The sequence below is a fragment of the Streptomyces sp. NPDC051364 genome (assembly GCF_040682115.1).
Classification (GTDB): Bacteria; Actinomycetota; Actinomycetes; order Streptomycetales; family Streptomycetaceae; genus Streptomyces.
Window position 1 is genome coordinate 1 of the sequence record NZ_JBFBAH010000064.1, and the last position, 14,300, is coordinate 14,300.

Annotated in this window: 14 protein-coding genes and 3 pseudogenes; 12 read left to right on the forward strand and 5 right to left on the reverse strand. The window is 69.1% G+C overall.

The annotated features are described in order from the left end of the window. Positions 1-143: 143 nt before the first annotated feature. The 3 genes and pseudogenes from AB0M76_RS42565 to AB0M76_RS42575 form a co-directional block, all read left to right on the forward strand. Positions 144-422, forward strand: a pseudogene (locus tag AB0M76_RS42565) (transposase); the annotation flags it as partial. Between the two features lie 17 nt (positions 423-439). Continuing rightward, complete coding sequence (locus tag AB0M76_RS42570) at positions 440-1,312, forward strand: IS3 family transposase (protein WP_365958141.1); 873 nt, start codon at positions 440-442, stop codon at positions 1,310-1,312. A 901-nt stretch (positions 1,313-2,213) separates the two neighbouring features. Continuing rightward, on the forward strand, positions 2,214-2,408 hold the full coding sequence (locus AB0M76_RS42575; protein ID WP_365958142.1) for a hypothetical protein: 195 nt from the start codon (positions 2,214-2,216) through the stop codon (positions 2,406-2,408). A 268-nt stretch (positions 2,409-2,676) separates the two neighbouring features. Here the strand turns inward: AB0M76_RS42575 and AB0M76_RS42580 are convergent, their stop codons facing one another. Then, positions 2,677-3,066 carry a hypothetical protein gene (locus AB0M76_RS42580; protein ID WP_079403197.1) on the reverse strand — a complete coding sequence of 130 codons (390 nt, stop codon included), beginning with the start codon at positions 3,064-3,066 and terminating at the stop codon, positions 2,677-2,679. Positions 3,067-3,372: 306 nt separating this feature from the next. Further along, positions 3,373-3,777, reverse strand: a complete 405-nt coding sequence (locus tag AB0M76_RS42585) for a hypothetical protein (RefSeq protein ID WP_365958143.1) — start codon at positions 3,775-3,777, stop codon at positions 3,373-3,375. Positions 3,778-4,113: 336 nt separating this feature from the next. Here AB0M76_RS42585 and AB0M76_RS42590 point away from each other — a divergent pair, with 336 nt between their 5' ends. From AB0M76_RS42590 to AB0M76_RS42600, 3 genes are all read left to right on the forward strand, one after another. Next, a complete protein-coding gene (locus AB0M76_RS42590) occupies positions 4,114-4,671 on the forward strand; it encodes an XRE family transcriptional regulator (protein ID WP_365958144.1) in 558 nt (185 codons plus the stop codon). Between the two features lie 216 nt (positions 4,672-4,887). Beyond that, on the forward strand, positions 4,888-5,451 hold the full coding sequence (locus AB0M76_RS42595) for an EF-hand domain-containing protein (protein ID WP_365958145.1): 564 nt from the start codon (positions 4,888-4,890) through the stop codon (positions 5,449-5,451). Between the two features lie 310 nt (positions 5,452-5,761). Beyond that, the gene (locus AB0M76_RS42600; protein ID WP_365958146.1) at positions 5,762-7,045 is read left to right on the forward strand and encodes a wax ester/triacylglycerol synthase domain-containing protein; all 1,284 of its coding nucleotides are present in this window, start codon (positions 5,762-5,764) and stop codon (positions 7,043-7,045) included. 14 nt (positions 7,046-7,059) lie between these two features. On the opposite strand, the gene AB0M76_RS42605 is transcribed toward AB0M76_RS42600, so the two are convergent. Continuing rightward, positions 7,060-7,341: an integrase core domain-containing protein gene (locus AB0M76_RS42605; protein WP_365958147.1), complete on the reverse strand. Its 282-nt coding sequence runs from the start codon at positions 7,339-7,341 to the stop codon at positions 7,060-7,062. A gap of 100 nt (positions 7,342-7,441) precedes the next feature. Between AB0M76_RS42605 and AB0M76_RS42610 the strand changes: the two genes are divergently transcribed. After that, positions 7,442-7,648 (forward strand): hypothetical protein, encoded by a 207-nt coding sequence (locus AB0M76_RS42610; protein ID WP_365958148.1) that lies wholly within the window; start codon positions 7,442-7,444, stop codon positions 7,646-7,648. A 9-nt stretch (positions 7,649-7,657) separates the two neighbouring features. Here AB0M76_RS42610 and AB0M76_RS42615 read toward each other — a convergent pair. Next, positions 7,658-7,807, reverse strand: a pseudogene (locus AB0M76_RS42615) (transposase); the annotation flags it as partial. Between the two features lie 368 nt (positions 7,808-8,175). Here AB0M76_RS42615 and AB0M76_RS42620 point away from each other — a divergent pair. The 5 genes from AB0M76_RS42620 to AB0M76_RS42640 are packed head-to-tail and all read left to right on the forward strand — an operon-like array spanning position 8,176 to position 13,561. After that, complete coding sequence (locus AB0M76_RS42620; protein ID WP_365958149.1) at positions 8,176-9,438, forward strand: sialidase; 1,263 nt, start codon at positions 8,176-8,178, stop codon at positions 9,436-9,438. A gap of 43 nt (positions 9,439-9,481) precedes the next feature. Continuing rightward, on the forward strand, positions 9,482-10,702 hold the full coding sequence (locus tag AB0M76_RS42625; protein WP_365958150.1) for a chromosome condensation regulator RCC1: 1,221 nt from the start codon (positions 9,482-9,484) through the stop codon (positions 10,700-10,702). Positions 10,703-10,731: 29 nt separating this feature from the next. Next, positions 10,732-11,250 carry a hypothetical protein gene (locus tag AB0M76_RS42630; protein ID WP_365958151.1) on the forward strand — a complete coding sequence of 173 codons (519 nt, stop codon included), beginning with the start codon at positions 10,732-10,734 and terminating at the stop codon, positions 11,248-11,250. Beyond that, complete coding sequence (locus AB0M76_RS42635; RefSeq protein WP_365958152.1) at positions 11,247-12,281, forward strand: hypothetical protein; 1,035 nt, start codon at positions 11,247-11,249, stop codon at positions 12,279-12,281. Before AB0M76_RS42630 ends, AB0M76_RS42635 begins: the two co-directional genes overlap by 4 nt. 56 nt (positions 12,282-12,337) lie before the next feature. Further along, a complete protein-coding gene (locus AB0M76_RS42640; RefSeq protein WP_365958153.1) occupies positions 12,338-13,561 on the forward strand; it encodes a hypothetical protein in 1,224 nt (407 codons plus the stop codon). Between the two features lie 303 nt (positions 13,562-13,864). Here AB0M76_RS42640 and AB0M76_RS42645 read toward each other — a convergent pair. Continuing rightward, positions 13,865-14,029, reverse strand: a pseudogene (locus AB0M76_RS42645) (helicase associated domain-containing protein); the annotation flags it as partial. Positions 14,030-14,300: the final 271 nt, after the last annotated feature.

The window sequence follows — 14,300 nt, forward strand, 5'->3', positions numbered from 1 at the left end:
AACATCACCCGCAGCCGCCTCGGACGCCTCACCCGCCAAGGCTTCCTCACCCAACCCGGACGAGGCCGCTACCAGAAACGGACTTAACGCCCACTGAGATCAGGGGTTTCGGCCCCGGAAGGATGATGTTCATCATGGAGAGCATGGGGAAGAAGAAGCCGCGTCCTCGCCGCTCGTTCGCGCCGGAGTTCAAGGCCGAGATCGTCGGGCTGTGCCGGCGCGGTGACCGCTCGGTCGGTCAGATCGCCAAGGACTTCGATCTGACCGAGACCGCGGTCCGTGACTGGGTGAAGCAGGCCGAGGTCGACGCGGGCGAGCGTGACGGCCTGACCAGCAGCGAACGCGAGGAACTGGCCGCGCTCAGGCGAGAGAATCGTCGGCTGCGGGAGGACGTGGAGGTCCTCAAGCGTGCGACGGCTTTCTTCGCGACGGAGACCCGGTGAACGTGCACCCGTTCATCGAGGCGGAGAAAACCGCAGGCCACAGCGTCAAACGGGCGTGTGAACTGCTCCAGGTCTCCCGAACCGCCTTCTACGCCCGCCGCAACGGCGTCCCCGGTCCTCGCGCGGTGCGGGACACCGAGCTGACCGAGCAGATCATCGCCGTGCACCAGCAGTCTCGCGGGACCTACGGGGCCCCACGCGTCCACGCCGTCCTCCAGCGCGAGGGCGAGGAATGCGGGCGCCGCCGGGTCGCCCGCCTGATGCGGCAGGCCGGGCTCGCCGGTCGAACCCGAAGGCGAGGGCACCGCACAACGATCCCGGACCCGCACGCCGCCACCCGCCCTGACCTGGTCCTTCGCGACTTCCAGCCCGACCCCGCCGCCCTCGACACCCGCTGGTGCGGCGACATCACCTACATCGCCACCGACGAAGGCTGGCTCTACCTGGCAACCGTCATCGACATCGCTTCACGCCGTGTCGTCGGCTGGGCCACCGCCGACCACCTGCGAACCGAACTCGTCGCCGACGCCCTCGAGGCCGCCTGCCGAACCCGCAGGCCGTCCGGCCCGGTGATCTTCCACTCCGACCGCGGCTGCCAATACACCAGCCGTGAACTAGCCACCCTGGCCTCGCAGTTCGACATCAGGCTGTCCGTCGGCCGCACCGGTCAGTGCTGGGACAACGCGCTCGCGGAATCGTTCTTCTCCACCCTGAAGAACGAGCTGGGCGACACCCACCCCTGGCCCACCAGGACCGCCGCCCACACCGCCATATTCGAGTGGATCGAAAGCTGGTACAACTTGCGACGGCTCCACAGCAGCCTCGGCTACCGCAGTCCCGCCGAATACGAAACCGCCTTGGCGGCCTGACCAACACACCAACGGTGTCCGTCAAAGCGGAACAAGCTCATCCCTCACCGAGGCGGGCCTCGCACTGCTGGGCCCGATCCGTGCGATGGGCGCGTGGGCGGGACGCTACACCGACGTCGTCCTGGCGGCCCAGGCCAGCTTCGCACGCCGAGAAGATCGCCCGTACATGAGCTAGCCAGGAGGTTTCACGACCCGGGACTTGGCCGGCGAGCTGCCGCTCCAGGCTGCCGTGGCGCGACACCTGCAGGACTCCGTTCCTACTTCTCACCGACATTTCCCGCAGCAGCCTCACACGGTCGTTCCCAGAATCCGGCAATAGCCGTTTCTGCATGTGGCCTACGTAGCCAGCCTCAGGAAGGCCCGGTTGTCGGCATCAGCTCTACACCAGTCCTGGAAGGCTCGGCTTACTGCTCCATGCCCCTCATCCCACGTCATGGGACGAGCGTATGAGCGACGGAGCCCAGCGCGCAGCGGGTTTTCACCGCCCGACGCGATGCCCGGCGAGGTGCGCCTTCAGCGGGGAGGACTGGCTGCCCCTCCCCGGTACGTGCCATGGCAAAGCTGGGTGATAGCCGGTCCTGTGACTCCGTGCGAAGCCCGACAGAGTTCCGCCATGTCCACCCTTCCCGGCACCCCGGCGGGGTGCGACCGACGCGGAGCCGAGTGCGCCGGCGGCCGGCCCTTTTTCACCTTCGGCTTGGTCTTCGGAACGACCGCCAACGTTACCGCCGCCCGCGAAGTGGGGATGACTGCCCTTCACTACCGAGGGCCCGAAGAATCTCCGAGACGCCTTCTCTCCGCTCCTCGATCCCCAGGCTCCCCAGAACGTTCAACCCCCAACCAGCTGAGGGGAAGAGCGACCCTGGGGATTTTCACGAATCCTCATCAGCACCCCGTTGCCGTGTTCGCCCCGCCGCTCTCGACGCCGAGCTGCACGCCGCCACTGGCCGCTTTCGACGCTGCGGCCGCTCCGTGGCGTGAGGCCCTCGAGGACCTGGACGAAGACGTCCTCGCCGAGGCCGCCGCCGAAGCGCGGGCCTTCGGCGCCGGCCCGGCGGCCGCCGTCGACGAGCTGGTGCGCGGCCTGCTCGGGTAATTGGCCGACTGGCAGCAGTCGATCGGCGAGCTGGGCCGCGCGCTCACCACGGCAACTGAAGGCCGACCGCTACCCGGCTGGTCCACCGACGCCGGCCGCACCGAGGACATCGGGTGGCGCCAGGCCCGCACCACGCTGCTCGAGGCCGTCGCACGCCCCCACCACGCTCACCTGCTCGCCGCCACCGTCGAGCTCGGCGGTGAGCTGGAGCTCCTAGCTACCCGTAACGGGCGCTTCAGGGGCGCGGTCATCCCAGAAGGCTGCGCGGTCAGCGCCGGCCGCCGCCGATGCGGCGGTCGTCGGCCAGTGCGGTCAGCGGGCCGAACTCGCGGGCAAGCTGGTTCCACGTCAGAACCTCGCCACAGCGGGCCGGGAACTCCTTCGGGTTGAACTCGGGCATGGTCCAGGTGCCAGTGCCCCGGTCCCGCAGCCACAGGTCCCCGTCACCGTCGACCACAGTCGGCGGGACCGGTACGGGCTCGGCCTGATCGGTGGGCTCCCAGGTGACCCGGCCCGGGTGGGAAACGCGGCGCAGCTCGGTGGTGGCCAGCCGCGCGGCCAAGTCACGGGTGGACTCTTCGGCGTCCTTGACCGACGCGAGTCGGAATGCGTCGTCAAGTACGGGCAGGGCTGGATTCTTGCTGCGCTTTGAACTCATACGCTGACTACCTCCGGTGGGGGGCGTCACATCCGTATGGCACCCCGTAGAGGAACACGGTATCCGAGGCGGGAGCTGGGCCGGCTACGACCACTGTCCAGGTGGAGGCGCTGGCACACCGGGCGGTGGGGCTAGGTGGTGAGCTGGTCCTGGACGTGGCGCAACCCGTGGTGGTAGCGCTCAGATATGGCGGTCCGGGGTCTGAGAAGGTGAGGCCGCCGAGGGCGAGCGGACGTCGGGCCGGGGCGGGTGCGGGCTCGGTCTCGCCGGGCGGCTGGCGGAAGTCGGCGCCCTGCTCGACCGGCATCAGCCGGCGACCATGGCGGGTACGGGAGCGTCGGAAGCGGGCTCGGAGAAGGCGGGCAGCGAGAGCGGTCGACGGTCGCAGCGGCCGTTGAGGCAGCGCGGGCCGCCGGGCGGGTCTACGTCGGCATCAGCCGCACCGACCGCGGCTGGTGCGTCTACGCGCAGCCCGACACCGATCCCGCAGTCCGACCCCATCTCGCCGTCACGCGGATCCTCGGGCAGGCCGTTGCGCGGCTGGTCCGCGAAGGCGACGCCCTGGGGGGAGGGAGCACCAGCGCCGTGACGGCCGTGACCGGGGTACCTGACGAGTACCGGGCACGGATCTATGCCCTGGCCTTCCAGAACGCTCTCGCTGGAGACCTCGATCGACTCCTGAGGCTCTGGACGGTTTGGCGCTGACGACATCCGGCCCCACCTCATTCCGCAGGGATGATGCGACGCGGGTTGCCGTGCGCCGGGCTTCGTCGGCAAGGTCCCGGCGGTGGGTGTCCGGCCACCGCCGGGAGGCCACGCGGGTGCGGGGAGGGGAACCCGCGACACGACGACAACGTGCGCGGCCCAGGATGGTCACGACCCCGGGCGGCCGGTGTTGACCGGTCCGCTCTGGCAGTTCGGCGACAAGCAGGGGCTCAGGCGTTGCTCGGCGGCCGAGGACAGCCCGGCCGGGCGACGGTCACCCGAAAGTCGCTCTCCCCTGGCGGATATCGTGATCCCTGATCGAACGCTACCGGGGGTGGAGCGGTGGGCATCATCGGCGACAGCCTGGACCGGGCAACCGCTACCAAGGGCACCCGACCCATCCCGAAGTCCGCCGGCGCCCAGATGCGCTTCCTGGTGAGACAGCACAAGGGCTCCACCAAGTCGGTCGCCTCGCTCCTGGGCATCTCCCAGCGCACGGTCGAGCGGTACGTGAAGGACCAGTTCAAGACCCCGCGCCCGGAGCTCGCCGACCGCATGAAGGCCGAGGTCACCCGCCGCTGGCAGCCACTGGTGAAGAAGCGCGCCCGAGAGCAGGCAGCCAAGCGGACGGGCCTGGTGATCGAGACCCGCGCCCTGTTCGGATTCACCGCCGCGCCCGGGACGACGGATGACGGCCGGATGCGCCGGATCACCCAGCACGTCCCACCCCTCTACGCGGGCCGTCTCTTCGCCGCCCAGGAAGCCGGCGCGACGGAGGCCGACCTCCGGCAGATCACCGCCGAAGCCCTCCAGGAGAGCTACTTCAAGGACAGCGGCCGCCGCGCGAGCGACCTGATCGTGGCACTGACCGACATCGACTACCTCGACCTCGAATTCTGACCTCGCAACGCACATCACGCCCCGGGTTGTGTGTGACTGAGTGTCTGATTTGGCGAGTTGAGCCTCTTGTGACGTCGACCGATAGCGGGCCATGTCGACCGATTGGGTGCCCAGTGCCCTGCCTCGTTCCCTTACGCGTACGTGATCGTTAAGAGTGGGAACACTCCACCGCATCCCTTTAGCTCGGGTGCGTCCGATTCTTCCGAGGCGGCTTCCATGGCACACACCAGTGTTCTCGACACCAAGCTCACCCAGCACTTCGGCCTGCTGGACGCGGACGGTGACGGCCAGTTCTCCCGTGATGACCTCCTCAGCCTGGCAGACCGCCTCGGCCTGGCATTCGCCGCCGACCCGGCCAAGGTCGCTCGTCTTCGTGGCGCCTACGCGGACCTGTGGGACTCCTACATGCAGGCGATGGACAGTGACGGCAACGGGGCCCTGGACCGCGAGGAGTACCGGACCGGGGTCCGCCGGGCCGCAACCGATGACCCGCAGGGGTTCGCTGGCCGGGTCAGCGAGATGGTCGAGGCGTGGATGAGTATCTGCGACACCGACAACGACGGCGTCGTCACTCTCGCGGAGTTCACCACCATGTACACCCAGCCCCTGGGCATCGACGCCGCCGACATCACGAAGGCTTTCCAGCACCTGGACGTGGACGGTGACGGAACGCTCTCCCGGGACGAGATCCGCCGCGCCGCCGAGGAGTTCTACACGAGCGACGACCCGCAGGCCCGCGGCAACTGGCTCTTCGGCCCGCTGGAGCTGAAGCACGCCTGACCCCCTGCAGCGCCTCGGGCCGGTCCGCCCGAGGCGCTGTTTCGCGAAGGCGGGCAGGACGCCGTCCCGTGCCAGGCTTGGTCCTTGACGGCCGCTGGCGCCGTCCTGGCTTTGGGGTGACGTTGCCTGCTCTGCCCGGCGGCACCCCGCCCACCGCCCCTCCAGGCGCAGGAGAGGGGCGGGGTCAGCCTGGCACGGCAGGCTCCGGGCATCCCGCACCACAAGCAGCGGGGACGGCCGCGATCTGGCGGGCGCTGCTTCGTTGATCAGGCGCGTCCCGCGCGGCGTTCCCCGTAGCCATGGAAGTCGGATGCAGTCGATTCGTATGCCGCTCAACGACGCGCTGTTCGTGTCGAGCGAAGATCACTTCCCCGGGGTGTCCGTCATCTGCACGGTCGTCGGCTGGTTCCATGGGGACACGCCGACCCTGACTGAGTTGCAAGACGCGGTGCGACGCCGATGGGCGGCTATTCCGCGGCTTTCGATGAAGATGGACAGAGACCAGGGGGGACGCCCCATGTGGGCCACCGGCGAAACCTTCCTGACCGAGAGGCATGTGCGCAGCTATCCCGGCACCGACGACGAGGGCTTGCGGAAACTGGTCAGCAAGCTGGCTCTAGCCGGCGTGGACCGCGATGTCCCGCCCTGGGAGCTGCTCCTGGTGCCGCAAACCGGTGGCGAATTTTGCCTCCTCCTGCGGTTCCACCACGCGCTCCTGGACGGGGCATCCGCAGGCACGCTGCTGCGGATCCTGCTGAAGGAGAACGCAACACCGGGCCCTATGCCGGCGGGAGCTCTCGTGCCGGTCTCCATTCCCAAGCCCCGCGTGACCGCCAGCGGGCTATGGGAAGCGGCACGAGCCCAGTCACCCGCCGATCTGTGGCGAGCCGTAACCTGCGCTCCGCCCACCGGCCCCGGCAGTCTGGCCTGGGCGCACCTGCCCTTCGACGTACTCGCTGCCGCTCGCAGGAGCCTGCCCGGGCAGCGCATCACCGTGAACGACGTGTTCATGGCCGCCGTGGCCGCGGCGTTCGCCACGCATCCCCAGCTCCTCCGGGACCGGTCGCGCCCCTTCCGCGTGATGTTTCCCGTGGACCTGCGTACGCCGTCGCAGGAGGACCATCTGGGGAACATCACTTCCATGGACACGGTTGCCCTGTCCACCGACACTGCGGACAGACACCAACGCCTGCTCCGCACACACCACGCCATGCAAGAGGTGAAACGGCTCGGACGGCCCGCGGGCGGCCTCGCCCTGCTGACCGGGCTGGCCCGCATCGGCGGCCAACGGGCAATCAAGCGCGCGGCCGCTTACATGATGACCGAGCACTACGCCGACGTCCTGTGCTCCAACGTCCGCGTGCGCTGGAGCGACGCCCACCTGCTGGGCCGGCCCCTGCGCAAAATGTGCATGCTGCCGCCTCACCTGCACCGAGATCACACCCTCGTGCAGCTGACCAACTACGCAGGCACCCTGGGAATCACGGCCATGGCGCCACAACGCCACCACGGCGCTGCGGTTTCCTTGGTGGCGGCTGTTTGCGACGAGATCCGCACGCTGGCCGGGGAAGCCACCCCTGTCAATCCCCTCTGATCGTGGAGTCGTTCCTATGCAGCCAGCCCCATTGTGAGGCCGGCCCTGTACTCACGTTCGTAGTCGATGGGTGACTTCCATCCGCAGACGCTGTGTAGCCGACGTGTGTTGTAGAAGTCGGTGATCCAGGTCGCGATCTTGATGCGGGCCTCGGTCCGGGTGCCGAAGGTGTGCCGGTGGACGTACTCGACCTTCAGGACGCTGTTGAACGCCTCGCTTACGGCGTTGTCGAAATAACCGGCACCCTTGCCCGCCCGCAGCTCCTCGTCCTGGGGCGCCACGACGCGCACGGCCACCTGCGCGCGATCGGCCGCACGGTCCCGCTACGCCCGGACGCGGCCCGGCTGGTCGCCGCGAACCTGGCCGCGGCCGACCCCGGGGCACCCGTGGACAGGGGTGCGGTTCTCCTCGGCATGGGGCAGCAGCGACGTCCTGGACGTGACGCTGGTCCGCCCCGAGCTGGTGGCGGAGATCAGCGCGGACAAGGCTGTCGACCGCGGCGGCGTGTTCCGCCACCCGCTGCGCTTCAAGCGTCTGCGCCTGGATGTCACGGCCGGGGATGTGCCCCGGTTCGGGGAGGGAATGGCCGCAGCCGCAGGCTAAGAGGTCGTTTCATTTGGTGAGTCGGCGGTGGCAGATGAGGGCTGCGGCTATGCCGACGAAGGCCAGGAAGTGTTCTGCCTTGCGCTCGTATCGGCGGTGGAGCCGACGGCAGCCAGCGAGCCAGGACACGGTCCGTTCGACGACCCATCGGTGGCGGCCGTCCCCGGCACGCCCGCAGCTCCTCCTCCTCGGTCGCCACGACGTCCAGGGTCGGCTGCACGCGATGGGCCGGACGGTCCCGCTGCGCCCCGGATGCGGCCCGGCAGGGTCGGGGAGCACCTGTCACCTGGGCCGGCCCGGCGCATCCGTGGGCGGGGGTCCGCTGCCGGTGGGGGAAGCGCAGTGCAGTGGAGGGGCCTTGGATAAGTCGATGTATCACCACTGATGGCTGTCTGTATATAGAAAGTAACTCCGTGGAGTGAGTGATCCACTGCAAAGAGTGACTATCTGCCTGTAGTGGGCCTGTCCGCCGCGACGTCGCACAACACTCCTGCCTATGCCGGGCGCTCATGCGGCTCAACTGTCTTATGGGCGCCGAGAACGGCCTGGTCCGGCATGTGGTTTTCCAGCGAGGGGACGTGGGGCAGTTGCGCACATCAGCAGGGAAACGGCGGGGTGCCCGCTGGGTTTTGGCGGGTGCCGTGGGGCTTGCCGTGTTGGCGGGGCCGGCGGTCAGTGGGGCGGCGGTGGCTTCTTCGGGGCCGGAGGTCCTGAGCTGGGGCGCGGGGGACGGCGGTCAGTTGGGTGATGGGGGCCGAGCCGACCGCTGGTCGCCGGGGCCGGTATCCGGCCTGGACGGGGGGAAGGTGAAGGAGATTTCCGCGGGCGGTACGGGAAGCGACACCTCGTTCGCCGTGGCCCGGTTGGATGACAACACGGTACGAGCCTGGGGCCATAACTCGGCCGGGCAGTTGGGCAACGGTTCTCGGCACGATCGGGCTGTGCCGGGTGTGGTGAGCGGGCTACAGGGTGTCGATGACGTGTCGGCGGGCGGCGCGCACGTTCTGGTGGTCAGCGGGGGCCGGGTGTGGGCGTGGGGCGAGAACCGGGACGGCCAGCTGGGCAACAACCGCTTTGGTGACGACAGCGCATCCCCCGTGCGGGTGCCGGGCATTGCCATGGCCCGGCAGGTGGCCGCGGGCTGCGACTTCAGTCTCGCGCTGATGGAGGACGGCACTGTGTGGTCGTGGGGCAGCGGCGTTCACGGCCAGCTCGGCACGGGTGAGCGTGCCGCGCAGAGCGTGCCGCAGGAGGTCAAGAACGTGAGCGGCGTCGCGGAGATCGCGGCGGGCTGCCACCACGGTGTTGCCCGCACCGAGGACGGGGTCGTGTGGACCTGGGGCGACAACTCCCAAGGGCAGCTCGGCGATGGCAGCGCCAAGACCAGCAGCAGCGAACCGGTCAAGGCCAGGTGGCTGAGGGACATCGACCACATCACCGCCGGTGCCGACCACACCTTCGCCATCCGCGACAACAAGACCGTCTACGGCTGGGGAAGCAACCGCTACGGGCAGTTCCTGGAACCCGAAACCGGCGACGACGCGGGACGGGCCAATCGCAACGTCCCCGTCGAGATCGAGGCACTGGCGGGTGCCGGCGAGATTGCCGCGGGCCGCAGCCACAACCTCGCCGTCTTCGCCAAGAAAGGGGTCGTCGCCTGGGGCGCCAACGGACAGGGCCAGCTCGGAAACGGCACGAACGCCGACCGCTTCACCTTGGTGACTGCGGTGACCGGCGACCTCCAGCACGTCGCCGCCTCGCTGGCGGGCAACTCCAGCTACGCCTACTGAGCACCCTCAGAATCCCGTCAGCACCCCGGAAAGGGACACCACCGTGAACACGAACCAGACCCACCTTCCTGCCCGCCACCGCCGGCTGCGGACCGCCGGCGCAGCGTCAGCGACCGCGGCCATGCTCCTCGCGGCGCTCGCGGGCGGAGCCTCCCCGTCGGCGGCCGACACCTCACCTGATCCGTGGGTGTACAGCTGGGGGCCGAATGGCTCCGGTGAACTGGGCAACGGCTCGACCGTGGCCCTGCAGACCCCGGGCCCCGTCCAGGGACTGGCGCGCCAGGACGTCAAGCAGCTCGCCGCCGGCGGCAACGGAGCCACCGGGCCGTTCGCGGTGGCGCTGCTGAAGAACGGCACGCTCAAGTCCTGGGGCGACAACACCCAGGGGCAGCTCGCAGACGGCACCGTCAAGGGCCGTTCCTTTCCCGCCGCCGTCGTGGGCCTCAGCGGTGTCCAGGCCCTGGCCGTGGGCTGTAATCACGCGCTGGTACTGAAGAACGGGCGGGTGTGGGCCTGGGGCCGCAACGACAGCGGCCAGCTGGGCGACGGAACCACCAGCGCCAAGGACACCGGCACTCCCAAGCCCGTTGCCGTCCAAGGCCTGGACAAGGTCAAGGCCGTCGCCGCCGGCTGCCACTTCAGCATGGCGCTGCGCCAGGACGGCACCGTGTGGACCTGGGGCAGCAACGACAAGGGCCAGCTGGGTCTCGGCGGCACGGCGAACCGCAGTACACCCCAGCAGGTGCCGGGGCTGGCTGAGGTGATCGCGCTCGCACCGGGGAGCTATCACGGCGCGGTGCTCACCGCCGGGCGCACCGTCAAGGCGTGGGGCCTGAACAGCAGCGGCCAGCTCGGCAACGACACCACCGTCGACAGCGGCACACCGGTCGATGTGAAGTACCTGGAAGGGGTCGAGAAGCTCGTCGCAGGAAGCAGCCACCACGTGGCGGTCCTGTCCGACGGCAGCGTCAAGGGCTGGGGCCGCAACACCGAATACGAACTCGCCGACGGCACGACGGTCAACCGCACGACCCCTGTCCCGATCGAGGGACTGAACAACGTCCGGGACATCGCCGCGGGAAACCTGCACACGGTCGCAGTGCGCGAGGACCAATCCGTCATCGGCTGGGGCTACAACTACAACGGGCAGCTGGGTGACGGCACGACGACCACTGCCGTCAAGCCGGTCACCGTGCTGCCCGCCGGCAGCGGTGTCAACCGTGTGGCTGCCGGCAGCGCCGGCAACGGCACCTTCGCGTACTGACCCTGCCGCCTCTTCGAAAGGAACCCATCGTGAGTGTTCGTAGCGTCTGGGCTCGCCGGGCCCTGGCCATCGCGGCCGTGATGTGTGCCGGCGCCCTCTACGCAGCGCCCTCGGCCGGGGCCGCTGCCGCGCCGGCCGCGCCGCTGCCGGTGGAGTGCGCCCCCGACGACAAGCAGTGCCAGCAGGAGCAGAAGGAAAAGGAGCAGGAGGCCAAGCGCGAAAAGGGCGAGAAGGACGCCGACTCCGGCCGGGAGCAGGTCACCAAGGACTCCGACGCCGCGAAGAAGGACATCTCCAAGGCACAGGGCCAGGTGGATTCCTGCCCGCCGCAGTCCAAGGACTGCATGAGCAAGCTCGTCGGCGACCAGCACGAGCAGCAGCAGGGCATCGACGACACCAAGCACAAACTGCGGGACTTCCATCCCGAGCCGCAGAACAACGCCGACACCACCGTGGACCACGCCTGCGCCGACTTCGCCGACACCCTGCCGCCCTCCACTGCCGGCGACCCCTCTCTCACCGACATCTGCGAGCTGATGGCCCAGTGAACAACACCCCCCGCCCCTCCCGCAGCCGCCACCCCCGACGCCCCGGCCTGCTGCCCGCCGCCGCGCTGGCGCTGACCGCGCTCCTGCCGCCGTCCGCGGCCCTGGCCGCCAGCCCCGCCCCCACCCAGGAGACGGCGGCTCGCCCGGCCATCCCCCAGGCGCAGGCATACGACAAGAACAACAAGCCGATGGCGTCCATCGAGCCGGTCGTGCGCTACTGCGCCGGCACACCCAGCGGCTGCAGTTTCAAGATCGACGCCGTGGATCAGCCGCAGCAGTTCTTCAGCACCGTGAAATCATTGGGCAACGCGGTCATCAACTGCACCAAGAACGACATCACGGTGGACCGCACGATCCAGCTGCAGACCGGCAGCCAGGACAACCTGGGCGGCGAGATCACCGGCTCCATCGCCGTCCAAGGCCACATCAACGCCTCCGGCGAGGTCTCGGCCGGGGTGAACGGCGAGGGCCATGCCACCGCCAAGACACCCAACCTCAAGGACGGGCCGACCGCCGAGGTCGGCGCCAAGGCCGGCGCCAACGCCGGCGGCAAGATCGGCGCCCAGATCGGCCTGCAGGCCACCTTCTCCGCCGCGTTCAAGGCCCACTACGCCAAGACCTGGACGACCACACACACCGAGTCCACCAAGTACCAGATGACCGTCAAGCGCGGAGACGTCCTTGTCTTCGGTGCCAGCGCCGCCATGGAACGGATCTCCGGCACCCTGACCACCAACCGCGGCCAGCGCGTCACCAACGTCATCGTGGACGGCCCCTCCACCGTCAACAGCAGCTCCTTCATCGCCCGCACCAACACCGCACCCGGCGACACCTGCGACCGCCTGCGCCCCCTGGGCCGCACCGCGGCAGACGACGACCGCTCACTGGCCTCCCACGGCCGCTCCCTGCAGGCACCCAAGGCCCAGACCTCAGCCTCGGACCCTGTCGGCGCCCCGCCCATGCCGGAGCCCGCGGACGGACTGACCCCATTCCCGGCCGGGCTCGAAGGAGAGGCAGGCAAGGACCAGTGACCTGCTCATCATCACCCCGGCACCGCTCAACAAGGGCACCCGCGCTCTGCGCCGCCTTGGCCGGCACCGTACTCGCGGCGGCGGCCGCCACCGCCCCGACCGCCACCGCCGCCGAGCCCGCCCGCGACGTTCCCGTGATCAACGCGGATTTCACCGAGCCGTCCTTCACCGCCAGCGGCAGCGCAGACAAACTCAAGGGCTGGAGCGTGCAGTACCCCTACCGGCTGCTGCCCGCAGACGCCGCACACCCCGACAACGTCCCCGCCCTGCTGCTGCGCAACAAACGCGCCACCGACCAGAGCGTGAGCCAGCGCCTGCGCGGTGTGCGGGCCGGCGCCCAGGTCACCGTCACCTTCGACGACAACACCCTGCGCCGCAACGGCGCCTGTACCGACGCCCAGATCGCCGCCGGCCAGCCCTACACCCTCCAAGGCTCCGGCGGACCACAGCAACAGTTCACCACCGACCCGAACAGCACCCTCTGGCACCGCGGCCGCACCTACACCTTCACCGCCAACGAGAACGAACCGCTCATCACCTTCGCCTCCGCCCAAACCACCGGACGCTGGGAATGCGGCCCCCTCATCGCCAAACTCCGCGCCACCCACCTACCGCCCCCAGTGAACAAAACGGTATCCAAAAACCGGCTGCCCGCCCCGGAAGCGTTCGAGGGCAACGACCGCATCGACACACGCACAGCAGCCGACCACTGCGCCAACGCCCGCAGCAACTGCACCTACACCGTCGACAACACCTACTCCTACACCTACTACGACACAGCACGCGTCATCGGCGAGGCCTACCTCAACTGCACCCGCAACACCATCGGGCACGACCGCCCCGTGCACTTCACCGGACGCTCCCAGGACAACCTGAGCCAGCAAGCAGGCATCGACCGCCTGTCCAACCTCAAAGACAACCTCAACCAGCAGTTCCAAGCCGGCATCACCAACAATGGCGCCCCGCCATGGCGCTGGACCACCACCACCGACCGCAAGATCCACGAAACCATCGAAGCCGGCGAAGCCAGCTGGATCGAAGCCCAGCCAGGCCGCCAGCGCACCGACGGCTGGTTCATCAGCAACACCGACGACCCCGACAAGCAAATCCGCCTGCACGTCGTCACCGACGGACCATCCCCCCTGGTCCCCGACCGCATCTACCAGCGCACCGGCCCGATGACCACAGCTGAGCAGCAACGCTGCCGCTCCGACCGTCCCACCGCCCCCACCCCCGTGGATGCGGCCGCCCCGGCGTCAGCCACTGACCGCAACGACTGACACCTCCTCCCGTCAGCCAGTGAACTGCGCATACGTGCCTGAAAGTCTCTGCGGACCCGTTGCGTATGCGCAGTATCACTGGCATCGGGGGTACGGTGCCGCCGGAGCCTTGGATGGAGTCAGGCGACGTCCGGTACCGCGAGCTGGCAGACCGGTCGGTGAGGCGCCGTACCGCATCTGGGCAGTGAGGTACGGCACCTCGCCGGTCGAGGGCGCGGGGTGCCGCAGTCACGGGCCGCGCCACTCGAACCGGCCCAGACGCCAGCCACCTACTGTTCCGGCTGGCCCCCTCGACGGCTGGCATCACGCCCAGTCGATGCCGAGCTTCCGTAGTGCGTCCAGCTGCTGCTGGGTGAGTTTGTTGCGTCGGGATTTGGTGTTGGTGATCCATACGCCGAGCTTGACGGTCACCGGTTCCGTCTCGCCGTCGACGGTGATCTCCTCGCCGTGGCCGCGGGGGACGGGCCGGTCTGAGTACCGATACTCAGGACACCCAACGGCCCGAGAGCTCAGCCGGCTGCGGAGCCCGGACCGGCGTCATCTCGGCGGCGGGTGAAATCTGGTTCTGGATCACTTTCCGTGCCAGGGCCACGGAGGGTCACCGAAACGGCGATCATGAACCCTCGTGACTGACGCGCTCCTCCAAGACCTCTGGTTCCACCGAGCCGACGACGTCGTGCTCGACACCATCGCCATCCGAGACGAGCTGGTGACCGTCCAGGCCGCCGCGACGACCGGC